This window comes from Mucilaginibacter sp. 320_HR (assembly GCF_059691875.1).
In genome coordinates this window covers 330,284-356,054 of sequence record NZ_JCAWAI010000003.1, presented here as the reverse complement: position 1 = coordinate 356,054, position 25,771 = coordinate 330,284, and the positions used below count along the sequence as shown (strand labels likewise).

Annotated in this window: 22 protein-coding genes; 12 read left to right on the top strand and 10 right to left on the bottom strand. The window is 43.1% G+C overall.

Annotated features, from left to right (window positions below; all coding sequences use genetic code 11):
- Positions 1-2 precede the first annotated feature (2 nt).
- The 4 genes from AC59GT_RS12095 to hisS all read left to right on the top strand — a co-directional run bounded on the left by AC59GT_RS12095 (position 3) and on the right by hisS (position 4,357).
- On the top strand, positions 3-680 hold the full coding sequence (locus AC59GT_RS12095; protein WP_497237873.1) for a response regulator transcription factor: 678 nt from the start codon (positions 3-5) through the stop codon (positions 678-680).
- A 9-nt stretch (positions 681-689) separates the two neighbouring features.
- Positions 690-2,018, top strand: coding sequence for a sensor histidine kinase (locus AC59GT_RS12090; RefSeq protein WP_497237872.1), 1,329 nt, complete (start codon positions 690-692; stop codon positions 2,016-2,018).
- A 204-nt stretch (positions 2,019-2,222) separates the two neighbouring features.
- A complete protein-coding gene (locus AC59GT_RS12085; RefSeq protein ID WP_117383617.1) occupies positions 2,223-2,900 on the top strand; it encodes a YiaD family glycine zipper/OmpA-like lipoprotein in 678 nt (225 codons plus the stop codon).
- Between the two features lie 83 nt (positions 2,901-2,983).
- Positions 2,984-4,357, top strand: coding sequence for a histidine--tRNA ligase (gene hisS / locus AC59GT_RS12080; RefSeq protein WP_497237871.1), 1,374 nt, complete (start codon positions 2,984-2,986; stop codon positions 4,355-4,357).
- Positions 4,358-4,364: 7 nt separating this feature from the next.
- Here hisS and AC59GT_RS12075 read toward each other — a convergent pair whose 3' ends face one another.
- The 3 genes from AC59GT_RS12075 to AC59GT_RS12065 all read right to left on the bottom strand — a co-directional run bounded on the left by AC59GT_RS12075 (position 4,365) and on the right by AC59GT_RS12065 (position 8,923).
- Complete coding sequence (locus AC59GT_RS12075; protein WP_497237870.1) at positions 4,365-6,218, bottom strand: PAS domain-containing sensor histidine kinase; 1,854 nt, start codon at positions 6,216-6,218, stop codon at positions 4,365-4,367.
- A 112-nt stretch (positions 6,219-6,330) separates the two neighbouring features.
- The gene (locus AC59GT_RS12070; RefSeq protein WP_497237869.1) at positions 6,331-7,530 is read right to left on the bottom strand and encodes a DUF1501 domain-containing protein; all 1,200 of its coding nucleotides are present in this window, start codon (positions 7,528-7,530) and stop codon (positions 6,331-6,333) included.
- Between the two features lie 16 nt (positions 7,531-7,546).
- Positions 7,547-8,923, bottom strand: coding sequence for a DUF1800 domain-containing protein (locus tag AC59GT_RS12065; protein WP_497237868.1), 1,377 nt, complete (start codon positions 8,921-8,923; stop codon positions 7,547-7,549).
- A gap of 117 nt (positions 8,924-9,040) precedes the next feature.
- Between AC59GT_RS12065 and AC59GT_RS12060 the strand changes: the two genes are divergently transcribed.
- The 7 genes from AC59GT_RS12060 (at position 9,041) to AC59GT_RS12030 (ending at position 17,956) form a co-directional block, all read left to right on the top strand.
- A complete protein-coding gene (locus tag AC59GT_RS12060) occupies positions 9,041-9,346 on the top strand; it encodes a hypothetical protein (protein ID WP_497237867.1) in 306 nt (101 codons plus the stop codon).
- A gap of 5 nt (positions 9,347-9,351) precedes the next feature.
- Positions 9,352-11,016, top strand: a complete 1,665-nt coding sequence (locus tag AC59GT_RS12055; protein ID WP_497237866.1) for a DUF3858 domain-containing protein — start codon at positions 9,352-9,354, stop codon at positions 11,014-11,016.
- 52 nt (positions 11,017-11,068) lie between these two features.
- Positions 11,069-12,952 (top strand): DUF3857 domain-containing protein, encoded by a 1,884-nt coding sequence (locus AC59GT_RS12050; RefSeq protein ID WP_497237865.1) that lies wholly within the window; start codon positions 11,069-11,071, stop codon positions 12,950-12,952.
- 11 nt (positions 12,953-12,963) lie between these two features.
- Positions 12,964-13,608, top strand: coding sequence for a leucyl/phenylalanyl-tRNA--protein transferase (gene aat, locus AC59GT_RS12045; protein WP_497237864.1), 645 nt, complete (start codon positions 12,964-12,966; stop codon positions 13,606-13,608).
- 11 nt (positions 13,609-13,619) lie between these two features.
- Positions 13,620-14,207 carry a crossover junction endodeoxyribonuclease RuvC gene (ruvC, locus tag AC59GT_RS12040; RefSeq protein ID WP_497237863.1) on the top strand — a complete coding sequence of 196 codons (588 nt, stop codon included), beginning with the start codon at positions 13,620-13,622 and terminating at the stop codon, positions 14,205-14,207.
- A gap of 114 nt (positions 14,208-14,321) precedes the next feature.
- The gene (locus tag AC59GT_RS12035) at positions 14,322-16,790 is read left to right on the top strand and encodes a TonB-dependent receptor domain-containing protein (RefSeq protein ID WP_497237862.1); all 2,469 of its coding nucleotides are present in this window, start codon (positions 14,322-14,324) and stop codon (positions 16,788-16,790) included.
- A gap of 2 nt (positions 16,791-16,792) precedes the next feature.
- Positions 16,793-17,956, top strand: a complete 1,164-nt coding sequence (locus AC59GT_RS12030) for a PepSY-associated TM helix domain-containing protein (protein ID WP_497237861.1) — start codon at positions 16,793-16,795, stop codon at positions 17,954-17,956.
- Positions 17,957-17,982: 26 nt separating this feature from the next.
- Here the strand turns inward: AC59GT_RS12030 and AC59GT_RS12025 are convergent, their stop codons facing one another.
- The 6 genes from AC59GT_RS12025 to AC59GT_RS12000 all read right to left on the bottom strand — a co-directional run bounded on the left by AC59GT_RS12025 (position 17,983) and on the right by AC59GT_RS12000 (position 23,470).
- Complete coding sequence (locus AC59GT_RS12025; RefSeq protein WP_497237860.1) at positions 17,983-18,996, bottom strand: 2Fe-2S iron-sulfur cluster-binding protein; 1,014 nt, start codon at positions 18,994-18,996, stop codon at positions 17,983-17,985.
- Positions 18,997-19,002: 6 nt separating this feature from the next.
- Complete coding sequence (locus tag AC59GT_RS12020; RefSeq protein ID WP_497237859.1) at positions 19,003-19,998, bottom strand: zinc-binding dehydrogenase; 996 nt, start codon at positions 19,996-19,998, stop codon at positions 19,003-19,005.
- Positions 19,999-20,078: 80 nt separating this feature from the next.
- Complete coding sequence (locus AC59GT_RS12015) at positions 20,079-20,690, bottom strand: superoxide dismutase (protein ID WP_497237858.1); 612 nt, start codon at positions 20,688-20,690, stop codon at positions 20,079-20,081.
- Between the two features lie 98 nt (positions 20,691-20,788).
- Positions 20,789-21,256 (bottom strand): nucleoside deaminase, encoded by a 468-nt coding sequence (locus AC59GT_RS12010; RefSeq protein WP_497237857.1) that lies wholly within the window; start codon positions 21,254-21,256, stop codon positions 20,789-20,791.
- Positions 21,257-21,592 carry a tRNA-binding protein gene (locus tag AC59GT_RS12005; RefSeq protein ID WP_497237856.1) on the bottom strand — a complete coding sequence of 112 codons (336 nt, stop codon included), beginning with the start codon at positions 21,590-21,592 and terminating at the stop codon, positions 21,257-21,259.
- Positions 21,593-21,643: 51 nt separating this feature from the next.
- Positions 21,644-23,470 carry an FAD-dependent oxidoreductase gene (locus AC59GT_RS12000; RefSeq protein WP_497237855.1) on the bottom strand — a complete coding sequence of 609 codons (1,827 nt, stop codon included), beginning with the start codon at positions 23,468-23,470 and terminating at the stop codon, positions 21,644-21,646.
- A gap of 88 nt (positions 23,471-23,558) precedes the next feature.
- On the opposite strand from AC59GT_RS12000, the gene AC59GT_RS11995 reads away from it, so the two are divergent.
- Positions 23,559-24,095 (top strand): YfiT family bacillithiol transferase, encoded by a 537-nt coding sequence (locus tag AC59GT_RS11995; protein WP_497237854.1) that lies wholly within the window; start codon positions 23,559-23,561, stop codon positions 24,093-24,095.
- A 256-nt stretch (positions 24,096-24,351) separates the two neighbouring features.
- On the opposite strand, the gene AC59GT_RS11990 is transcribed toward AC59GT_RS11995, so the two are convergent.
- A complete protein-coding gene (locus tag AC59GT_RS11990) occupies positions 24,352-25,770 on the bottom strand; it encodes a hypothetical protein (protein ID WP_497237853.1) in 1,419 nt (472 codons plus the stop codon).
- Between the last annotated feature and the right edge of the window lies 1 nt (position 25,771).

The following is a 25,771-nucleotide window of genomic DNA, read 5'->3' as shown; positions in this document are numbered from 1 at the left end:
GGATGAATGTTCTGATTATTGAGGATGAAAAAGCACTCGCTTACGAACTGGAGTTATTCCTGTCAAAGAACAACTATATCTGCGAAGTATGTTTTAATGGGAGTACTGCTTCTGAAAAGATAGCCGTAAACTTGTACGATTTTATTCTGATCGATTTAGGTCTACCTGACTATGACGGACTTGATTTACTTAAGGAAGCCAAGATAAGCAGGCCGGAAGCAGCCTGCATTATATTGACAGCCAGGGCAGAGGTAAATGACCGTATAAAAGGGCTTGACCTTGGTGCAGATGATTACCTGCCGAAGCCTTTCTCGTTACTCGAGCTGCAAAGCCGTATGCAGGCTATCACCCGCCGCAAGTTTGGTTTAGTTAACCAGGTTGTTGATCTAGATGGATTTATTGTAGACCTCACCGCACGCACAATTTCCTACCTCAATAACGCTGTCAATTCTATTACAAAGAAGGAGTTTGACCTGATAGCGTATATGATCCTTCATAAAAATCGTACGCTTACCCGAACGCAACTTAGTGAACACATATGGGGAAGCGTGGTTAATGATGACTATGACAGCAACTTTATAGACGCACATATCAAAAACATCAGGAAAAAGTTAAGCGCATTTGCACCAACTGAATGGTTGGAAACAGTACGGGGATTAGGTTATCGTATTAAAAACTAATTGCCGGCTGTGAAGTTACGGACCAAACTCACCCTGTTTAATGCCATATCCAAACTGGTAATTGTAACACTGTTTGTTCTGTTACTGCCCGCCATTATAGAGAACATCAACAAAAACTACACAGACAATCGCCTGGTTAAGCAGAAAGAGAAGCTGCTGCAGATTGTTAAAGAAAAGGGCATCCGATCTTACATCGAGAACGGCGAAAGTTACGGCAGTTACCTTCCGCTTAAAGAGGAATACATCAGTCTGGACGAGGTAGAGCCTGATTATTATGCTGATACCATACAGAATGAGCGCCGCCTTGTTGAACGGGATACTATAGATTACCGCATACTGAGCCACACATTTAAAGCGGGTAATCGCAATTACCTGCTGGAAATAGGTAAGAGCACAGAAACTATTGGCGAGACCACTAAGCCGTTGCAAAATATTGCTTTCTCTGTTTTGGTTGGATTGATCTTGCTCACTATTCTGGCTGATCAGGTTTATTCTACCTATATACTGCGACCACTAAGCATCATCATCAAAACTAAGTTGGTCGGAGCAAGGTTCCCCAGCTTTACCTCTTACAAAGAAGTCAAAACCAGTACGTCTGACTTTCAGCGACTCGACCTCAGCATTCATAAAATGATTGAAACGATAGAAGGGGCGTTTCAAAAGGAACGTGAGTTTATCTCAAACGCATCGCACGAATTGATGACACCTATCTCCATCCTGCAATCAAAAATTGAGAACATGTTTGGAGAAGAGAACATTACCGACGAGGTGAAAGTTCGAATGTTGGAGATGCAGAGAATACTCAATCGCCTTAAAACTATTACTAAGACACTATTACTTATCTCACAAATTGAAAACGAGCAGTTTCTAAAAGAGGATAAAGTTTTACTTAAAGAATTGCTGCAGGAGATTTATGATGAGATATCCATACGGTTGCAGGATAAAAATCTGAGCTTTGATATTGCTGCGGTACAAGATGTAGAACTTTCTGGGGTGAACAAATACCTGCTCTTTAATTTATTGTTTAATCTGGTTAATAACGCCGTTAAGTACAACAAAGCCGACGGCTCTATCACCATTACCGGAGAAGAGCTGAATGGTTATTATGTGTTGAGTATTAGCGATACCGGCATAGGTATAGATGCTACAGAGATCCCGTATATATTTGACCGGTTTAAAAAAATAAAGCAGTCGCTTTTACAGGATAGCTTTGGCTTGGGCTTGCCCATAGTAAAAACAATCGCTACATTTCACAACATATCGGTTGATGTGCGTTCCACAAAGGGTGATGGCAGCACATTTACTTTAATAATACCGGGAAAGCTGATTAGCAAGTAACGCTTTGTACTAAATTGCGGTCATTCTTTTCGCCGTTTACTGAACAAGCACATTTTGCTTTATTGTAATCGTTGCCTGTTTATTAAAAAAGTATTGTTTGAGTTTTAATAATTAACCTTTGCGGCTGGCGCGAGTCAAACCTGTTATTTAACCCGTTTTGGCATTTGCTTTGCAAATGATAAGCAAAACACTACAACATATATCATGAATACATTAAGATTAAAGATAGCTACTTTCAGTATTGCTATAGCTACGTTAGGCGTATTGGGCTCTAGCTGTAACTCATTAACAAAAACACAAAAGGGCGCTGCAATTGGTGCAGGTGCCGGTGGTACAATTGGTGCCGTTATAGGTAAAGCAGCAGGTAACACTGCATTAGGTGCTATTATAGGTGGCGCAGTTGGTGGTACAGCCGGTGCATTCATTGGCCGTAATATGGACCGCCAGGCGGCAGAAATTAAACAAACTGTACCCGGTGCAACCGTTATCCGCGAAGGCGAAGGTATATTGGTTAAGTTTGATTCGGGTATACTGTTCGATACAGATAAATCTGATTTGAAAGCAGCAGCGCGTACTAACCTGCAAAATTTATCGGAATCACTGGTGAACAATCCACAGACTAACATTTTGATTGTTGGCCATACAGATAACACTGGTTCAGATTCTCATAATATGGATCTTTCTGTACGCCGCGCTGAGGCGGTTAAGGCTTACATTGCGGCGGGTAACGTAGCTAACTCCCGCCTTACTACTTCAGGCAAAGGTGAGAGCGAGCCGATTGCCGACAACAGTACAGTTGATGGCAGGGCTCAAAACCGCCGTGTTGAAATTGTAATTGTTGCTAACGAGCAAATGAAGAATCAGGCGCGTAGCGCACAATAAGTTAATATAAGATCATTTAATAGTTTAACAGGCCCTTTGCTGATAAAGCAAAGGGTTTTGTTTTTTGTACCTTTGCCGCCATTATGGCATCTGTTAAACCTTCTGTTCCTAAAGGAACACGCGACTTTTCTCCGGCCGAGATGGCCAAACGCAATTTTATATTTGATACCATTAAAAGTGTATTTCGCAAGTATGGATATCAACAGATAGAAACGCCAAGCATGGAGAACCTAAGCACGCTTACTGGTAAATATGGTGATGAAGGGGATAAGTTGATTTTTAAAGTTTTAAACAGCGGAGACTTCTTGTCAAAAGCTAATGACCTATACCTTACAGAAAAGAACTCCAATTTGCTTACAGCTTCTATATCAGAAAAGGCGTTACGTTATGATCTTACAGTTCCATTTGCACGTTATGTAGTGCAGCATCAAAACGAAATTACCTTTCCTTTCAAGCGTTTTCAAGTACAGCCGGTTTGGCGGGCAGACCGCCCTCAACGTGGCCGCTATCGTGAGTTTTACCAATGCGATGCAGACGTTGTAGGTTCCACCTCATTGTTGAATGAAGCTGAATTTGTACAGATTTATGATGAAGCCTTAAGTAAACTTGGACTAAAGGACTTTACAATAAAAATTAATAATAGAAAAATACTATCAGGGATTGCTGAACTTATAGACAAGGTTGATAGTATAATTGATCTAACTGTAGCAATAGATAAGCTGGATAAAATAGGCTTAGACGGTGTAATTAAAGAACTTCTGGATAGAGGATTTACTCAGGCTGACATTGATAAAATTAAGCCGGTGATATTATTGCAAGGTACTAATGGCGAGAAGCTGGCAAGCCTTAGGTCGGCGTTGCAGGCCTCCACAGTTGGCCTTCAGGGATGTGATGAGCTTGAAACTGTTTTTAGGTACTTGCAATACACTCCGCTTAAAAGAGCTACGCTTGAACTGGATATTACCTTAGCGAGGGGCCTGAATTATTATACCGGTGCTATCTTCGAGGTAAAGACCAACGAAGTGGCAATGGGGAGTATTGGTGGGGGCGGCAGGTATGACGACCTGACTGGAATGTTTGGTTTGAAAGGACTTACTGGGGCTGGGATCTCCTTCGGGGCTGACCGCATTTATGATGTCTTGGAGGAACTGGACCTGTTCCCGACATCAGCAGTTGAAGGCACCAAAGTATTGATCATATGCTTTGATGCGCAAGGCGAAGCTTACGCCCTGCCGTTGCTGCAGAAGTTACGTGCAGTAAATATTAGCGCAGAACTTTATCCTGCAGGCGCTAAAATTAAAAAGCAGATGGACTACGCAAATAACAAGCAGATTCCATTTACTATCTTAATAGGAAGCGATGAGATGCAAAGCGGCCTGCTTACATTTAAAAACATGCAGAGCGGCGAACAAGAAAAGATTACTGAAGATGATATCCTGGCAAAGCTACTAGCCTAATAATTGCTTACGTTAGGTATACTTTAAAAACTGAGCCTTCTCCCGGGGTGCTTTTAACATCTATTTTACCGCCGAAAGCCTCAATTTGATTTTTTGTGATAAAAAGCCCCATGCCCTTTGCGTCGCGGTTGCCATTGAACGTTTTGTACATTCCGAAAAGCTCACTCCCGTGTCTATTAAGGTCAATGCCGATACCATTGTCTTTAATGGTGAATCCTCGTTTGCCCGCCGCCTCATTAAAATAATCTATAGATATCTTTGGCTGTCGTTCAGGTGAGCGGTATTTGATTGCGTTACTTAAGAGGTTGTGTACTATGCTTTCGAGATAAGCCGGGCTATAGTTAACTGTTATTTCTCTAGGGATATAGTTGTTTACCTTGGCGTCACATTTGTTTATCTCATTTTGTAGCAGCAAAATAGCACGTTTAAAATAGTCGTGAAGATTAAGCTCAACGGTTTGTATATCTATATTGCTTTGAATAGATACTACTTCGTTGAGGTTATCAATCGTTTCATTAAGTTGTTCTGACACCTTACCCAGGTGATCAGTCATTTCTTTCTTTTCCTGATCGGTAGTTGTTGGGTCAGACACAACATCCATCAACATTTTGAAGTTGCTGGCATGCGTGCGCAAGTTGTGAGACACGATGTAGGCAAAGTTTAATAACCTGTTATTCTGGCCACTAATCATGTCAAGCGTATCGCGTAATTGCTGCTCCTGTTGTTTTTGACCGGTGATATCGGTATGAGTACCTATTACACGCACAGGCTTACCGTCTTCGTCATACTCTATAACTTTACCTCTGTCCAGTATCCATTTATAGCTGCCGTCTTTACAGAGTATCCGGTGTTGATTTTCGTATGATTGGGTAACTCCGTTAAAGTAGTTATGCGCATCAGCCAAGAACTTTGCCCTATCTTCCGGGTGCACCCGGCTTGTCCAATCACCTATAACATTGCCAAAATTCTCGTTTTCCATACCTATCATCCGTAAGCACTGCTGCGAATGATATATGGTGTTGTTTCTTAGGTCGAGGTCCCAAAGCCCCCCGCCTGACCCTTCTATAGCAAAGCTCCAGCGTCGTTCGCTTTCGCGTAAGGCATCTTCCGCATTTTTTCTTTGAGTTATATCTTTTATCTGAGATACAAAATATAAGGGGGTGTTATCGTGATCGCGCACCAGCGAGACGTTTAGCAATATCCAAATGGTGCAGCCATCTTTCCTGAAATAGCGTTTTTCCATTTGGTAATTCTTCCGATCGCCCTTTAAGGTCTGGTGCATCAGTTCGAGGTCGACCTCAAGGTCTTCAGGATGAGTGATCTCCTGAAACGTTGTGCTCATCAGCTCTTCGTTGGTATAACCCAGCATGTCGCAAAGGCTTTGGTTTACTTTCATAAACTTACCATCGGTAGACACCAGGACCATACCGATGGAACTCCACTCGAACGCGTTTCTAAAACGTTGCTCACTTATGGCAAGTTCCAGTTCAATTTGTTTGCTTTCTGTGATATCAATATGGCAGCCCACCATCCGTATTGGAAGATTGCCCTCCCATTCAATTACTTTCCCCGAGCTCTTTATCCATATAATGGAGCCATTCTTATGTTTGTATCTTACTTCAACATTAAAAGGAATTTTGCCTTGACTGTTAAAGTGCGCGGCTACACACGCATCCATTTTTGCCCGGTCTTCATCTACTATTAGCTGCGACCACGTTTCGGTAGAACCGGGCAGTTCAACGTCGTCATATCCAAACAAGGCTTTAAAAGCAGTACTATAAATTACTTTATTTTCCTGGACATAATAATCCCAGTATCCGGCAAGATTTTGCTCAAGAATTACTTTAAAGATATCGTCCATTTGTGACAGGGGCTGTGTCCGATAAGGGCAACTAAAATTACAATAATTTATTAGTTATTAAAATACTACACTTACCGGTAAAAAAGTATCAGCTCACGAGTAACAGCATGTATTAAATAAAGTTTAGTCCTTTGAAATTCTTATTCAAAACCTGTGCATTATCAACCTCCAGCCACTTATCTAATACGGTAGCGTATACATCTCTAAAGTCCACTTTATATTTCAAATCTCCATTATCTAGTTGTGAAAGATTTGGAGCATCGTTGTAAATGCCGGCTTTGTTCAATTTTCCTCCAAATAGCATTACATTGTTTGCAGTGCCGTGGTCGGTGCCGTTACTGGCATTTTGTTCTACCCGGCGACCGAATTCAGAAAATGTCATTACCAGTGTGTCCTCCAGTTTACTGGTTTGTTTAAGGTCCTTGATAAACGCTGCGACCGCATCGGCATAAATTTTTAGTTGGCGCCCTTGTTGATTTTGCTGGGTAGTGTGTGTATCAAAACCACTTAATGATACATAGTAAACCCGTGTTTTTAGTCCGGAGTTGATGAATTTTGCTACTGTTTTCAGCTGATTGGCAAATTGCGTTTGCGGATAAAGAGCAGTGGTGTTGTATGTTTTTGATGTTTGTTGAATGTAATCTGCGGACGAGTAGGTTTCTATCATTGTTTTATATAGATAGCCTAAGTTGTCTTCGTTAAGGTGCGCGTCATTATGTTCATGAACTAACTGTTTAAAAAATGGTTCACGGGTAGAACGGTATAGCCTTGCAGGGTCTTCTACAGCTATCCCTTTCATTTTGGCGCCCTTCATAGCTAGCGATAATGTATCATCAACTTCAACTGCAGTGTATGGGTCTTTGCAGGTGCTGCAATTTGAATCAAGATATCTCCCTATCCAGCCGGTGGTAAGAAATTGGTTAGCATCACTCCCGGTTTGCCATATATCCATCGAGCGAAAGTGCGAGCGGTCCGGATTAGGGTAACCTACCGAATTGACAATACTCATCCATCCCTGGTCATATAAGTCCTTTAACGCAGCTAAGTTTGGGTTTAAGCCTTGCATGTCGTTCAGCTTTATAACATCTGCTTGTTTAATGCCAATGGTAGGGCGTTTTTGATAATAGATGTCGTTGCCAAATGGCACAATGGTATTTAGTCCATCGTTACCGCCAGAAAGTTGTACAACAACCAGGTTTTTATAGCCGTTAAGTTCGTCTGAAGCCACTGCTTCAAATGGCTTCAGGAACGAGGGAAGCAGGAAGGCTCCCGATGCAAGTGCTGTGTTCTTTAAAAAGTCTCTTCTTTTCATGGCTATATCTTTTTGGCTAACAAAGCTGGTATTCTGGGGTGGATACTAATTCTACCAATAAAGTTTTTGTATCAGCTGTTGTATTTACAATCGTTGTAAGATTATTATTAAGTGCTGGCGCAAGTAAGGTTTGAGCAAGGGCGTTTTTTGTAAGATGCTTTATACTGCTTAAAACTTTATCCCAGTCGGCACCTGCCTGCACTTTGGTTACTACAGCTTGTTGCTGCTTATGTGAAGAGGCGATAAAAGCCTCATCTTCCGGGTCAGCCTTACCGCTAAAATCTATCACGCCGCCATTAAGTACTGTAGATGGTATTTTAATACGATACATTAGCGACGAACTGTCTATCCAGTTCCTGCCACCAGGCCAGCCGGCAACGTTAGGAGGGTAGAACAGAACCTGCCCGAGGGCCCGCTCAAATTGAAGAACCACATCGGGGTTTTGATAGGTGATATAAAATTGCCTGTTTAAACCAACTATAAAGTCTACCGGAGATTTAATAAGATTGGCTCTATTTTTTTCAGCATAAAACCAATCGGCATTGAACAGAAATAGTAGTAGCGGTTTAATCTCGTAATTACTGTTAAAGAACACATCCGTCATTGCGTCTACATGAGTCAGGTGGGGTGTTTCATTCACAAAGTTTCTGTACAGTTTGTTGCATATAAAATGCGCCGTTTCCTTTTTTGCGAGTAATATATCTATGACGTCTTCCCCTGTAAAGTTTCCGCTTTTACTCAAAAAAGTTTTTGACCCGGTATCATGCAGGTTAAGCCGGTTTACAAATTCCCCATCCTTGTTAAACCCCCATCCTGTAAAAGCCCTAGCCGATTCCTTTACATCTTGTTCTGTATAATTACCTCTTCCAATAGTAAAAAGTTCCATCAGCTCGCGGGCAAAGTTCTCGTTAGGGTGGTTCTTTTGATTTTGCTGGTTGTTTAAAAACTGCAGCATAGCCGGCGACTTAGCCACCTCAAGCAACAATGTTCTAAAATTACCCAATGCATGCTCCCGCTGAATATTGTTGAGTTGCTGTGCATACCAGGCATTTTGTGTACGGCAGGCAAAGTGGTTATGCCAAAACAGGGTCATCTTCTCCCGGAGCACTGTCTTTGTAGTGCTCATCTTGTTAATCCAATCTATATTCAACGCTTTTTCCTGTTGGCGTTGCTCTTGCAAGAACATTTTTTTGGTGCCTTCATTTGCCTGTAAAAAATCTTTGTAGCTAATATTTCCGGCGATGATATCAGCAGGTTCGCTGATTTCAGACTGAAGAAGCAATTTATTTACGGCTTGCTTTATGGTGAGATTTGCTGTTTCATCTAACTGTTCAAACCTAAGCCCAAAACCCGCCCTGGAATATAGATGCCTGATGTTTTTTACGTTGATCATACAGTTCCTTTGACAGCGATAATGCTAAGTGGTTTAGTTTCAGGTAAATTGTTTAACTGATTTTAATATTTGATCATCTTATATTATATTCGGGCTACCCAAACCCTATTTAATTATATGAACCGCCTTTTCGCTGTGCTACTGGCTTGTTTGCTATCGTTTGTAGCTAAAGCCCAAACCCCCGTTGTACCCCAAGTTCAACCTTTCGGAAAAATATCAAATGCTGATCTTGAAATGAAATCCTGTGATTTCGAGCCTGATGCAAATGCACTGGTTTTGTTTAATCAGGGAGAAGCATACTATGATCATAATGTTGATCTGTCTATGACCATTCACAAGCGCATTAAAATATACAATGATCACGGCAAAAATGAAGCTAATATCAGGATAGAATACGTAAGTGGCGGTCACCGGAATATATAACCGGCTTGCAGGCACAAACGATCAACTTTGTTGATGGTAAGCCGGAGATAACTAAACTTGATAAGAAACAGATATTTACAGAAATCGTTGATAAAAACCGTTCTGCGCTAGTATTTAGTATGCCAAATGTAAAAGCCGGCTCTGTGATAGAATATAAATACGTGTGGAATTCTAACGACATAAGCGACTTTCCGGATTGGTATTTCCAGGAGAGCATTCCCACTCGTTACAGCGAGTTTGTTACCATGATACCAGACTTTATGGAGTTCAAAATAAAGGCGAACATTACAAAGTCACTGGTTAAAATGGACAGATCAAGCGAAGCCCGCAGCACAGGAACTGGCAGCAGCGCAATTTCGTATTCGCTTGAAAAGGAAACTCGCGCAATGGCTATGGTTCATTCTTTGCCCGATGAGCCCTATATGTCGGCAAAGGCTGATAATCTGGAATCGATAGTGCACCAGCTAACGGCTGTTCGCCCGTTTGGCACGTTTACTAAAAGCTTTTCAGATACCTGGAATAAAGTTGCTGGTTACCTTGTGGATGATGAAGATTTTGGCGCGCAGTTTAAGCGTAAGCTAATAAGTGAGGAAGCAATTATAGCTAAAGCAAAGTCGATGGCTACTGATGAGCAACGTATGGCATACATTTTTAGCGAGGTAAAAAATGCTATGAAGTGGAATGGCGTTGATCGCTGGTACACCAACGACGGGACCGTTAAAGCCTGGGAGAAGAAGACAGGGAACTCCACAGAGATCAACCTAATACTTTACCACTTGCTTAAACAAGCAGGACTTAAGGTGTACCCGATGATTGTAAGCACACGCGACCACGGCAAGGTTGTGCCTTATTATACGTTTTTATACCAGTTTAACAGAACAGTAGTGTATGTTGAGGCGCCTGATGATAAAACCTTTGTGCTTGATGCAACAAACAAATACAACGCTTATCACGAAACTCCATCTAACATACTTAATGGCATGGGGCTGTGGGTAGATAAAGAGAAAAAATCATTTGATAAAATATATCTCGCGCATACTGCACCTGTTCGTAATGTAATTATGCTCAATGCCGCAATTAAGCCCGGAGGTAAAATGAGTGGAACCGCCCAGATCAACAGCTTTAGCTATAATCGTACAACCGCGTTGGACCACTATAAGACAGATGGTGAAAAGAAATACATAGAATATCTTACAGATAAGAATAACAGTCTTAAAATATCAGCATTAAAAATGGAGAACATGGAAGCTGATACGCTTCCACTTGTACAAAATGTTGACTTTGATATGGACCTGACCGGTTCTGATGAGAATTACATATACTTCGTTCCCAACCTATTCTCCACCCTGCGTACCAATCCATTCCTTGCCGAGAATCGTTTCACTGATGTGGAGTTTGGGTACCGTAATAACTACATGCTTAATAGCACCTTTTCAATTCCTGCAAACTACAAAGTTGAAGCCTTACCAAAAAGTGTAAGTATGATGATGCCTGACAGCAGCATTGTTTTTAGGCGTTTTATAGCAAATGACGCGGATAAAGTGGTGGTTAGATATACCATAGATTATAAAAAGGATACTTATTCAAAGGAAACTTATCCTGAGTTCTTTGAATTCTGTAAAAAAATGTACGAAATGCTTAACGAGCAAGTAGTGTTAAAAAAGTCCTGATTATATGCAAAGCTCAGTTAGTAAAGTATTATTTCTTGCATCAGTCGCTTTGATGCTTTCAATTATAAGTGTTAAAGCTCAGCAGGTTCCTAAAGATGCTTACCTCGCGGCTGCTATTCCCGACTCGCTTAAAGAAGAAGCAAACTCTGTGGTGCGCTACAGTATGGAGGAGATGATTGTTAAAGGACCCGGTAAAGCAACTATAAAACAACATACAATAGTAACAGTGTTAAACGAGAAAGGGAACGATGAGGCATCTATAGCGCTTTCGTACAATCGCAAATTCAACACTGTTGGCTCCTTTGAAATGAAAGTGTTTGGGCCTATGGGAAACTTGCTCAAGAAGTATCATAAAAGCGATATGTATGATCATTCTGCTGTAAGCGGTGAAACCATAGTTACCGATGACAGGGTCCTGCTGGTTGGCCATACTATAGCTTCTTATCCATGTACAATAGAGATGACTTATGATGAGGACTTTAAAAGCCTTACTGATCTTAGTTCATGGCTTATACAGGATGAAGAGCATTCTGTGCAAAATGCCTATTGTCGTATTAATGTTGCCAGTAATGCGGGATTTAGGTATAGTTTAAGAAATACCACTATCAAGCCCGAGAAAACCGTTGACGGAGAGAGCGATGTTTATACCTGGAAGGTGTCAAATTTGAAAGCCTTCAAGCTTGAAGAAGGTGCACAATCATGGCAGGTGCTACCCCGAATACGTTTTGCATGTGGTAATTTTGACTATTATGGAGTACCCGGAGATATAAGCAGCTGGCAAAATTTTGGCAAATTTATACAGATGTTAAATGCCGATGTGTGCAACCTAAGCCCAAAACGCATCGAAGAAATAAAGGCGATGACTGCCGATCTGAAAACTGATAAGGAAAAAGTCATGTTCCTGTATAACTATCTTCAAAAAAACATGCGATATGTTAGTGTACAGCTTGGTATTGGCGGACTTAAACCGTTTCCTGCGAGTTTTGTAGACGAAAAGAAGTATGGTGACTGTAAGGCCCTTTCCAATTACATGTACGCGCTTTTGAAGGCGGTAGACATTCCTGCTCATTATGCAATAGTGAGGGCGGGGACAAACGAAGAACCGGCAGATGTAAGTTTTCCTTACAATTCATTTAATCACGTTATTGTGTGTGTGCCTTTAAAAGGAGATACCACTTGGTTGGAATGTACAAGCACCACTCAGCCATTTGGAAAGCTAAGTACTTTTACTGAGAATCGAAACGCTTTGCTTGTAACACCCGATGGTGGTAAGCTGGTTAACACACCAAGGAGCAAAGAAGCGGATAACCAATTTAACAGCGAAGTACATATAAGTTTATTAGCAGATGGCGGCGCAAGGGCCAAGGTTAAGATAATGAGCAGCGGCGTTTATCGCTCAGACTATATAGAAATGGCATCTCTTAAAACAGATGAGCAAAAGGAGTATCTGATAAGGGTAATGAACATGAAACAGCCATCAATGCTGGAGTATGCCCCTGGAAAAGATGCAGATGGAGTTAAAGAGGTAGAGCTAAACCTGGAATATGACAAGTTTTGCGATATAACCACAGGAAGTAAGCAGTTCTATCGTCCGCGGGTATTTGACTTGTGGAGGTTGACGTTGCCCCCTGCTGAAAAACGCCGGTTCGCCTACTTTTTTGAGCAGCCGATGCAAAAGGCATGTGTAACAACAATAGACTTACCCGAAGGCTTTGAAGTAGAAACGTTACCGACAAACCAGACACTTAAATTTACTTATGGGAATTACGAGGTAAATTACGGATACAACCCTGCAAAGAACCAGGTTGTAAGTGCCGCAAAGTTTAATCTTAGTAATCAGGTAATACCAGCTGCAAAATATAAAGAGATGCAGGAGTACATGGAAAATATTGCAAAAGCTCAGAATAAAAAATTGGTGATACGGCGCAAAGCCTAAATTAGCGCCTGATGATATTCAGGTTAGATGAGCGTTTGTTGTTTCCTGATCCAGCGTTAGCCGAAGAGGATGGTTTACTGGCTGTCGGTGGTGATCTTTTACCGGAAAGATTGCTGCTGGCTTACAGCAACGGCATATTCCCCTGGTACAGCGAGGAGGACCCAATTCTTTGGTTTTCTCCTCACCAAAGATTTGTACTCTTTCCCGAAAGGTTGAACGTCTCAAAGTCCATGCGGAAAGTGATCGGTTCCGGGGAGTTTAACATTACTGTCAATAAAGCTTTTGAAAAGGTAATAGAAGCGTGTTCGCTTATACCGCGTGAAGGGCAGGATGGCACCTGGATCACTGATGAGATGAAAGAAGCCTATATAAACCTGCATGGGTTAGGGCACGCGCACTCTGTTGAGGCTTGGAAAGATGGCCATCTTGCAGGTGGGCTGTATGGCGTGCAAGTAGGTAATGTATTTTGCGGGGAGAGTATGTTCAGCAAAGTAAGCAATGCCTCCAAAGCTGCCTTAATATGGCTTTGCCAGTCAGGTAAATTCGTTATGATAGATTGCCAGGTACATACACCGCATCTGGAGAGCATGGGTGCAGAAATGATAACTAGAGAAGAATACCTCAGTATCTTAAATAATGCCATCGCTAAGCTGTAACTTCGCAGCAAATGGAACAGCTGAACAGTAAGGAGCGCATAATTTTAGGTATTGATCCGGGTACAGCTGTTATGGGTTATGGTTTGGTTATAGAAAAAGGCCCTAAAATAGAACTGATGAGCTTGGGTGTGGTTAAAATGGAAAAAATAGACGACCACATGCTCAAGCTTCAGCGGATCTTCGAAAAGACTGTTGCGCTTATAGATAATTATAAGCCTGATTGTTTAGCTATAGAAGCCCCGTTTTACGGAAAGAACATTCAGGTAATGCTAAAGCTGGGTAGGGCGCAGGGTATGGCCATTGCTGCTGCGTTATCTAGAAGTATTGAAATTACTGAATACGCCCCTCGTAAAATAAAGCAATCGATAACCGGCAACGGAAACTCCACAAAAGAGCAGGTGGCAGCAATGCTGCAACGGTTGCTCAACTTTAAAGAAACTCCAGAGTTTCTTGATGCTACAGACGGCCTTGCCGTTGCTGTTTGTCATTCTTTCCAGCGCATGCCGGTATCCTCATCGGGTAAAGCAAAGAAAAGCTATTCTGGATGGGAAACCTTTGTTAAGGATAACTCATCACGAATCAAATCCACTAACAAGTAAAAGGTTATTTATAATTGTTCTAAATAATTTGGAACTATAGTCATTGAAGTGTACTTTTGGCGCATTATTTATAATTAGTCTTAATAAATTATACGGCAATCTATATCCTACTACATGACAAATCCCCTGCTTTCCCCATTTAAAATTTTCCTGATCTTAATTATTGCGGTACTATGCAGCCCACAAACAACTTTTGCGCAAACGCGTGGAACGGTTAAAGGCAAGGTAACAACCGCTAAAAACGAACCTGCGGCCAATGTATCTGTTGGTCTTGAAGGCACCAGCTACGGTTCAACAACTAACGATTTGGGCGAGTTCTTTTTCCGGGCTCCTGCCGGAACATATAAGATTATCATATCGTATGTTGGTGTAGAAACAGTAGAAGTACCCGTAACCATTACGGCTGGTGCTGTTACAGATGTATCTCAAATAACAGTTAACGCAAAGCTAAGCCAGCTTACCGAAGTAAACGTTATAGCAAGTCGCGCTAACAAGTTTACAGCGAGGCTTAGTACAGACGCTGCAAAAATCCCGTTAGCTCCTCTTGAAAACGCTCAGAGTTACACTACGGTAACTGGTGAACTTTTAAAAGAACAGCAGGTATTTAATGTTGAGGATGCCTTGCGCAACGCGCCGGGTATTCAAAAAATGTGGGATGCAACCGGTCGTGCAGGCGATGGTGGCGGCTACTTTACACTCCGTGGTTTTACAACACAAACACGTGTACGCAACGGCATAGCGGGCTTAGTAACCAGCGGTATTGATGCCGTGAATTTAGAAAAGATAGAAGTTATAAAAGGCCCGTCGGCTACTTTATTTGGCAGCAACGTAACTTCATTTGGGGGATTGATAAACAGGGTGACCAAAAAGCCTTATGAAAGCTTTGGTTTAGAGATTGGCCACACGGTAGGTAATTATGACCTCAACCGCACCAGCATAGACCTAAACACACCATTTGGCTCAAATGTTGCTTTCCGTTTAAACTCTGCTTATAACTATGAGGGCAGCTTCCAGAATTACGGTAAGAGCAGGACATTTGCGCTTGCGCCAAGCTTATCAATTAAAGCTACTGATAAGTTGTCCTTCCTTTTAGAAAGTGAAATGTTTTTCAGTCGTACTGCGGCTAAACCGTTCTTCTTCTTTTATGATTCACCGAAGGCAATGGGTATCACCAATGTTAGTCAGCTTAACATCAATTACAACAATGCTTACTCAAACGATGACGTAACATCTTACAGCCGTAGTTTAAACTACTTTGCAACAGCCAACTACAGGTTTTCAGATAAATTTACCTCGCAAACGGTTTTCTCCTCATCAAATAGTTTTTCAAACGGACCGAGCCCATATTTTTACCTGATAACCGATGCCACAGCTGCTACGTTGGCACCCGGCACACCAGATCTTCCTGGAAATAACAATTACATTTTCCGCAACGATCAATCGACCTTTAATAGTAAGCTTAATACTATCGAGATTCAGGAAAACGTTAATGGAGATTTTAAGACAGGATCACTGCGTCACCGCTTTGTTGTAGGTTTGGATTTTCAACGTCAAAACTCAAATCAAATATTCTATGGAAATGCTTATGGTGTAGTGCCAATAAACGATCCCAGCTTTGATTATGGCTCTTTTAATAAGCTATTAGTTGACAAAACTAATGCTGCAAACCCAATTTCAGCTGCTACCGTTTATCCTTACATATATAAAACTAACACTTATAGTGCTTACGCGTCCGACGTAATTAATCTTACTGAAACGTTAATTGCCTCTTTGGGAGCTCGTGTTGATCGTTACGAAAATAAAGGAAATTACAGCTACACAGGCGATCAAACAACTGCACCCTTTAATCAAACCGCATTTTCACCGAAACTTGGTTTGGTTTATCAACCGATAAAGGATCAATTATCTTTGTTCGGCAACTACCAGAATGGATTTGTTAACCCGGGCGTTTACAATAACAGCGAAGGTGCGCCACTTGTAGCCAAACTACAAAACGCTAATCAAATTGAGGGCGGCGTTAAGCTTGGGCTATTTAACGGAAAGCTAAACGGTACGTTAAGCTACTATCGTATAAGATTGACAAACGTGCTGCGTGCCGATCCAAATTCTCCAGTTTTTGGGCAGATACAGGACGGTATCCAAATAAGCAAGGGTTTCGAAGCTGAGATAATTTCTAATCCTGTAGCATCCGTTAACATTGTTGCTGGCTTTGCATACAACAATTCTAAGTTTACTGCCGGCTCTCCAGATGTACTAGGCCTGCGTCCTAACACCGCCGGCTCGCCTTACCTGGGTAACTTTTACGTAAGCTACCGTCTGCCTGGTAGTGTAATCAAAGGGCTGGGTTTGGGCATTGGCGGTAACTATGCAAGCAAAAACAAAATTATAAATAGCGTAAGCCAGGGCACTTTCGAACTTCCGTCATACACGGTACTGAACGGCAACGTATTTTTCGACCGAGCTAAATACCGGTTCGGTTTAAGCGCTAATAACTTTACCAACAAGCATTATTATACTGGTTTTACCACCATTAACCCACAGAAGCTGCGTCAGTTTGTGTTAAGCGCATCTTATAAGCTGTAAGTATGTCCCCTATAAAAAAGGTCATATTATTTTCCCACCGCTGGCTCGGATTAATTTCCGGGCTTGTGGTGTTTATCGTGAGCATTACCGGTTGTGTCTTTTGTTTTCAGGATGAGATACAGGACGCCATGTACAGCTACAGGCATGTGAATACCAAAGGGGAGTACCTGCAGCCCAGTGAGTTAATAGCTAATGTTAAAAAGCAATATCCCAAAGGTTCGCCGGATTACATTTACTACTACGGTGTAAATCGCCCCGCAGGCGTATTGACCAACATGGGTAAAGAGGGTTTCGAATATGTATTCCTTAACCCTTATACCGGTAAAATAACTCACCACGAAAAGCCGCAAACTAACTTTTTCATTATTGTAGAATACATTCACCTTTATCTGCTGCTGCCTCCGGCTATAGGTAAATGGCTGGTAGGTGTATCGGTTATCATATTTATGGTTATCATGATAACGGGGGTTATCTTGTGGTGGCCTAAGCGTAAGTCAGACCGCAAACGCAGCTTTACAATAAAATGGGGCGGCAGATGGCGCAGGGTAAATTACGACTTGCATAACGTACTGGGTTTTTACGCTACGTCTATAGCTTTGATATTAGCCATAACCGGCCTGGCAATAGCCTTTGAGCCTGTAAGCAAAGCTATTTACAAGGTAGCAAATTTAGGTACAGATGTTAAAAATGAAGTAACTGAGCCAAAGTCTGATTCGTTGAAGAGGGATGGAGTAGCAAATAAGCCGGTTATAGATATCGCGTTTAGTTATGCCAGGCAACACGCACCGGATGCGCAGATGTTCCTGATACATAATGATCCATCTGTAGCCGGAGCCATAGGGGTGGGTGCCTACGCGAAATCTATGCACTATTCTCATGCAAACGGATGGGAGTTTGATAAGTACAATGGCAAGCTGCTTAAGGCTTATATTTATGATAAGAAGAGCCCCGGCCTTAAGCTTACCGAAATGAACTATGACATCCACGTAGGCCAGATACTTGGGCTGCCCGGTAAGATCATAGCGTTTTTAGTGAGCTTAATTTGTGCTAGTTTGCCGGTAACGGGCTTTATCATCTGGCTTGGTAAACGTAAAAAGCCCAAGGGTAAAAAAGCAAAAGCAGCGGTACATCGTAAAACTCACAAAAAGCAATTAGCTGCTGTATAAATAACAATGCGGAATAGTTCGCCTTGTTATTTATATTCTATTACCACATCATCAGTAATGGCATGCCCCGTGCAGGTGAGTATCCAGCCTTCTGCCAAATCCTTTTCTGTAAGTACATCATTCCTTACCATTTCTACTTTGCCGCTCTTACAGTAAGCTACACATGCCGAGCAAACACCGTTGCGGCAGCTGTACGAAAGTTGTATTTTGTTTTGCAGGGCTGCCTGAAGTATAGATTGATCCTCGCCTTGCTGCACATCGTGCAGTTCGCCATGTATAGCAATTCTAATGTTTTTGGGAGGAAAGTTCTTATATGTTTTACTCACCGAAACGGCATCCACCACAAAGTTTTCTCTACGGATCTTATTATCTTCAATATGCATATAATGCAGGCTGAGCCTTATCATCCGCATGTATGTAAATGGTCCGCACAGGTAGAATTCTGCCCTGCCTTTATCAAAGCACATCAGCTTATTTACCAGTTGCTCAACTACAAGGTTATTCAGCCTTTTTGCTTCGTTACTCAGCAGGTGTACTAAGTTAAATCGGTCTTTAAAGTTAATGGCAAGCTCCTCAAGTTCGTTCCTGAAAATGATGTGTGCCGGGCTTTGACTGCTGTATATCAAATGGACCTTGCTTGCACCCGGACGGTTAAGAATGTACTTTAATTGTGAGAATACCGGTGAAATGCCGGTGCCTGCAGCAAACAAAAAAATGTCTTTTTGCTCATCGTGATTGCTCACAGTAAATTTTCCTGCTGGTTCGGCAGCAAATAGAATGTCGCCGGCGTGAACCTTGGTAAGGAGAAAACGGGAAATTTCACCGTTCACTACTCGTTTTACAGTTATGGCTAGAAGCTCCTCGTCCGGTGACGAGCTTAATGAGTAGGAGCGCCTGATCTCTTCGTTATGATGCTGAAAGATAAGCGTGAGGAACTGCCCTGCCGAATACCTGATCTTTTCTGCAGATGTGGTGCTTAAATAGAAAGTGGCTGTGTCGGATAATTCCCTTTTAATACTGTCAACCCTTAACTTGATCATGATTAATTACGACACCTGTAAAACCAACTTGCCAAATTGCGACGACTTACCCATTTTGTCGATTGCCTGTTTAGCTTCAGCCAAAGGAAATACTTCGTCAATTACTGGAGTTATTTGATGTTCTTTAACAAAGTTTATCATCGCGGCAAACTCTTCACTTGTTCCCATAGTAGTGCCTAGCAACTGGAGTTGCTTCCAAAACAAAGGCCTCGCGTTTATTTCAGGGATATCACCTGCCGTTCCGCCAAAGAACACAATACGCCCGCCTGGATTACAAAGGTCCGGAACTTTAACGAAGTCGGGACCTAAGGCACTGTCAACCACTATATCAAAGCCACCTGCTAATTGTTTAAGTTGCTCTGCCCAATCTTGTGCTTTATAACTTACGCCTGCGGCTGCACCTAATTGTTTAGCCTTTTCAATCTTTTCACCACTACCTGAGGTAACGAAAACCTGGCATCCTGCAGCTACAGCCCACTGCAGCAGGAACGTTCCTGTTCCGGCACCTACTCCAACAACAAGCACTTTATCGCCTGCTTTCGCATGCGCCTTGCTGAATAACGCACGGTATGCTGTTAAACCGGCAAGCGGGAGCGCTGCAGCCTGCTGCCAATTTAAGTGCGCGGGTTTAATATGCAGTTGTGTGGCAGTTACCTTAACGTATTCTGCTAGTGTGCCATCATCCGGCAACCCTAGTATCTTAAACTCCTTTGATTGAAATTCGGCGTGTTCGCCCCAGTTAATCGACGGATTTATAATTACCTCTTTATTCAACCATTCTTCTGCGCCGGCACCTGCTTCAGTAACAATGCCAGCTCCGTCGGCACCTAAAATGGTTGGGTACTTTATACCAGCGTACTTGCCAATGGTTATCCAATAATCGCGACGGTTAAGTGCCGCCGCTTTTATTTGTACCAGCACCTCACCCTCGCCGGGCACAGGCTTGTCAACCTCTTTATATACCACAGGGTTTTCGGCAGATTCGAGAACAATAGCTTTCATATTTTTAAAAATAAAAAAGCGGCAGTATTGTTCCAATCTGCCGCTTGTATTTCAATATTTCCCTTAAAGGAACAAGATGGTTACGCGGTTGCTTTTGTGTACAACTCAGACACGTGCGCCCAGTTGATAACATTCCAGATAGCGGCCAGGTAATCCGGACGGCGGTTCTGGTATTTTAAGTAATAAGCATGTTCCCAAACGTCAATACCTAATATTGGAGTGCCTTTTACTTCGGCAATGTCCATCAATGGGCTATCCTGGTTTGGAGTTGACGTAACCGCCAGCTTCTTATCTGCAGTAACAATCAGCCATGCCCAGCCAGAGCCGAAACGGGTAGCACCTGCTTCAGATACTTTTGTTTTGAAATCGGCAAAAGAACCAAAGGTACTCTTGATAGCGTCAGCTAACGCGCCAGTAGGCTCACCACCGCCGTTTGGAGATAATAAGGTCCAAAATAAAGTATGGTTATAGTGGCCACCTCCATTATTGCGCACAGCAGCAGGGTACTTAGAGATATTTTTGATAATGTCTTCTATCTTACCATCAGCTTCAGGCTTGCCTTCAAGTGCTTTGTTAAGGTTAGTAACATAAGCCTGGTGATGTTTGCCATGGTGAATTTCCATGGTTGCTTTATCAATATGCGGTTCCAGTGCATCGGTAGCGTAAGGTAACGCCGGTAGTGTAAATGCCATAGTGTTTTAGTTTAATGGTTAACAATGTGTTGCCCAACAAATATAAGAGGCGAAACCAATTATTGTTCTAAAGAAATGTCATTTAATAGTTCGGCTAGCTATCTCTTGCTCTTGAAAAAATCTTTCACCAATTGTGAACATTCGTTTTCAAATATCCCTCCTGTAACGAGTGTTTTGGGATGGGTGATCTTTTGATTAAGCCTGCCGAAACCCATACGGGTATCGTAAGCGCCGAATACTATCCTGCCTATTTGAAACCAGTAGCTTGCTCCGGCGCACATAACGCAGGGTTCCAGCGTTACGTAAAGGGTACACTCTTTAAGGTACTTGCCGCCGATGTAATTGGTTGCAGCGGTGAGCGCCTGCATTTCTGCATGCGCCGAAACATCATTAAGCCTTTCGGTTAAATTATGCCCGCGTCCAATAATCTGTCCCTTACACACCACAATAGCGCCAATGGGTATCTCATCTTCTTTAAGTGCGAGTCGCGCTTCCTTAAGCGCCTCGTTCATAAAGAATTCGTCAGGCGATATAGCTGGTTCGTCATCGAAAGTTACGTATCTCATTTATATTAGCTTACTGCCGTTTGGTACTGGTTTATCAATTGCGGCTAGTACTATGTCGCCATTTTCGTCAGCAAATCCGGTTACCAAAAACTCCGACATAAAGTTGGCTATCTGTTTTTTAGGGAAATTTATTACACCTACTATTTGCCTGCCCGGCAGTTCTTCTTTACTATAATGTTTGGTAACCTGGGCGCTGGATTGCTTAACGCCGAATGGGCCAAAGTCAACTGTTATTTTGTAAGCAGGTTTTCGCGCCTGGGGGAAATCAGCCACTTCCAATATCGTACCCACTCGTAGTTCTACCTTTTCGAAGTCGTGCCAGTTAATGGTGTCCATACCCGCAAAGGTATCAAATCGGGGTAATCAATAACAAACATCACATAGCAGTTAATTAACCAGTTTTCCTGTGAGATCTACTTTTCGTGCGAAAGGGCGGAGATACCGGTTGGCCAGAACTGCAAACTCGCGACGTGTAACCGGCCTGCTCATATCAAAAGTCGTGCTGAACTTGTATTTGGTTTTCCAGTTCGCCTGCATAACCCTCTGAAGGGTTTGCGGATCAGTAAGTGACATCTCGCTAATGTAGGACAGCAGGTTTCCTAATGTGAATTTTTCACCAGGGCTGGTACGATTGAACCAAAGGAACGAACGCGTGTAAGCGTCGTTCAGGAACGGTTTAACTTCTGCGGTATAAACAATGGTATCAGGCATGAAAAGTACCTGTGCAGTGTTGCCGGTAATCTTTCGGATACCATGTAGCATGCCAGTAGCGCCAATCTGCTGTACGTCGCGGTAAGCAGAATCTGTTTTTGGGATATCTGCAAACGGCATAATCGAGCCGCCATAGATCATGATCTCTTCCTGGATTTTACGGGCATCAATTTCTTTTGTGGTCTTTTTAAAAAAAGCGCACCATGCCGCAGAAGCCCCCACGCCTTGACCGAGTGTCATTTGTACTGAAGGGTACATAGTGCTGGCATTTACAAGGTGAGTTACAGACAGCGCCTTTTCAGTAACGAATAGGTTTTCCTGATCTTTGGCCATTACTGCGCCGAGTGGAATAGTGTACCCTGGAAACGGCGGGTATTTTATTCTAGGTGCTCCCGGTGTAATGTAACTCTGCCCAGGCATAGCATCGCCTATGCCGATGGATGTGCGGTAAAGTTTTGAGCCTCGGTCATAAGGTGTGTAAATATCGTCAAGTACCATGCGCACCAAGCCCATGGCCCGCCTGTTCTCCCGAATGTAGGGTATAAGAGGCAGGTGATCTTTAGTTGGAAACTCATCTGACAGGCCAAGGTTCTTATACCCAAGTTCTGTTTGTAAATAGTAGATTAACCCCAGCGTACGGAGACGTGCCTGTTTAAAAGTATTCTCCCGATCTTCGGGTAACAAGTCGTTTGAAGTTACAGAATACTGGTTGCCGCAATCCGCCCAATTGATCATGTACTTGTCATTGATGAGCGCGCCGCTTGCCAGCAGTTTAGGGATGGAAGCTTTCTTTAAACAAGCGTATAAAGACGGGGTATAACCTTCTGGTTTTGCTATGGTCTTATTGGCTGCTTTGCCAAAATCTTTGAGTATGGCTATCCAGCTAATATCTTGTATCTGGTTGGTGGCATTGTCTGGTGCTTGCTGTTCGCCTGTATCTTTTCGGCTGTCAAACCCGCTATTAAATAGTACACCCGCCTTTGCAGCTGCGTCACCAAGTTCGGTTGCATCCACCAGTGCGCGGGCCTTTACGATATCCGTTTTGCCGTTTATAGTGATGCCAACCTCCCAGCCTGTTCCATCTTTTTTTACTGTGGTAAAAGGTGTATTTAGTTTAACTGTCAGGTTCTTAACAGTATCCGTCCATTTTTTAAGGATGGAGGCGCCTACTGATGGTTCGAATGCGAGCACCGCGTTTTTTGTGGTATCATATCCAAGCCGCGCTTTATAGTAATTATTTATTCTGCTCCTGAATTCTGCATAAATGCCGGATGGTAAATTGCGGTTCGCTTCCAGTATGCACATGCCGCCGCTGGTCATGCTGCCGCCTAACCATGGTCCCTGTTCTACCAATAATGTTTTTACATTACTGCGGGCGCTTTGTATAGCTGCTGCAACTCCGCTGGCCCCGCCGCCAAGCACCAGCACATCTGTTTTAATAGTTTCAGCATGGGTATAGGTGGAAATAAAAAACGATAGAAGGAGGAGTATTTTTTTGATCATCGGTTAGCAAAACAACTACAAAACGCTAAATTAGGGCAAATCCTTATCAGGACTGTATAAATTAATTCTCCTAACGTAACGAAAAGATATGACAGACGAGCAAATGAAATACCCTATTGGGAAGTTTGTACCGCCGGTAACCTATATAGCTGAAGATAAGCGCAAATGGATTAGCGAGGTGCGTAACCTGCCGGGCAAAATGCGCAATGCCATAATGCCCCTGAACGATCGTCAGTTAGATACCCCATACCGTACCGGAGGCTGGACACTGCGCCAGGTTGTACACCATGTGGCAGACAGCCACATGAATTCGCTTACCCGGTTTAAGCTTGCACTTACCGAGGAAAACCCAACCATAAAGCCTTACGAGGAAGCTGACTGGGCGCTGTTACCCGACTACCGCCTGGCACCGGAGCCGTCGCTGAGGATGCTGGAAGGCATACACATACACATGGTGGCTTTATTTGAGACACTTACCGAGGAGCAGTGGGACCGTACTTTTTACCACCCGGCATCCGGTGAGGCCGTGACCTTGAAAAAAGGTCTGGCGCTTTATGCCTGGCACGGAAAGCACCACCTGGCACACCTTACCGAGACCATTAAGAAATTTAACCCGGTGCAGTAAAGTGTTCAAAAGTGTTCAGCTTTTTTTGAGTCGATGCTGATTTGAACACTTTTGAACAGCTCGCCTAAACTCTGAAAAATCGTTGTAAATAGCATCAATAAGCAGGTTTTTGGCAGGAAATCTTAACAGCAACCTGCAAAAACCACACTTATTTTGCAGGCTATTTTAACATAAATTTGCAAGTAATAGTATTTATTACAGGTGTAAATGGCAAGCACTGTTTAACAAAAAAGGCGGTCTGAAAAGACCGCCTTTTTTACATACTTATGGTGTTCATGCTGCTTCGCTTGCCACCCATTTTAATGAGTGCGGGCGTGATGCGCAGGTACACCTGGAACCCAATGGGAACAGTCCCATACAGCGGCCTAAGCACCGTTGGCGATGCGTTTACCGTAGCCTGCAGCCCTGCAGTAAGGTTGGTTTGCTTAAAGGTTGTCAGGATGTGGTTAACACCAAGCGTGAAGGCATTTATGTTGAACCTCGGGTCGCCGGGGTATTCGGCTTCAAGGTCCAATTCTTCTGCATCCTTTTGTACAAATTCATACCGGCCATAAACCGCCGTCTTATGAAGCTGCAGGCTGCTTTCCAGCAATACGGCGGGCTCGGTGCGGCCATCATGTGAGTTTTGCCCGTATATCAGGGTAGTCGAAATATAGCTGTCGTCGTTCAGCATTTTGGTGTGGATGGCAGATGCCGAAAAGCGATCCACATTCTCCTGCGGCTCAGCTTCTTCGGGGCTCTTGAGCCAGCCGTTAGACACCTGTAAAGCCCATTCTCTTGACGGGTTTACAGATAAGCGTACCGAGTAAGAATCAAATTTCGCCTTGTCAAACCCATAACGGTGCTCGTCGGGCTCGCGTCCGGTAAAAACGGACCCTTCCAGCTTTACGTTCTTGTACCTGAAACCCAACGTTGCTGTTCCAAACGTAATATGCGTTGCATCCGCATAATGATGACTCAAGGGTGCATCGGGGTTGTTCATGGCCGAGATGCGGTGCATAAACACCGGCGGCCCTAAAGCAGGTTCGCCTGGGTAACCTACAGATAGTGATACATCCGTGTTTTTTGCAACGCGTTGCGTGTAACCAATGTTCAGTTCTGCAAAAAGGTCATGAGGGTGCTGCTTGTCTACCAGTTTGTTCCCTTTGTACGATTCGCCTGTCTGATAAAGTAAAGGATAACCACCAGCGCCAACCGTAAAGGGATCAAACGAGAACATGGTGTTTACGGCAAACAGCCCGTTGCTGCCCACTTTGCGTTGCGCCATGTACATAAACCAGTTTGGCGCATCAAACTGCTTGCCTCCGCGGCTGCCTTTGTTGAACAAGTCCTGGTTGGTATGGCGTGCAAACACACTTCCGTGTACCATGTGCATCCACTTTTTGCCATGCATCATATACATGTACATCGGGGTTTCATCGGGCATCCATGATGTGCCGGACCCATCACGGTTCATGGGCAGGTCCAGCGAAAACTGGCTGGTCATCATCATGTATTTAGCCGTGTCGCCGTGTATCATGCCCTGCATATTCATATGATCATGCTCCATAGCCTTTTTTGGCGCAGGCTTATTTGTTGTAGTATCATGCTCCCTATGTTGCATGTGTTCCATGCTTTGCGCGTTGGCTGTTAAGGCCCAGGCGTAAAACAGGAGGAGTACTATATATCTGTTCATG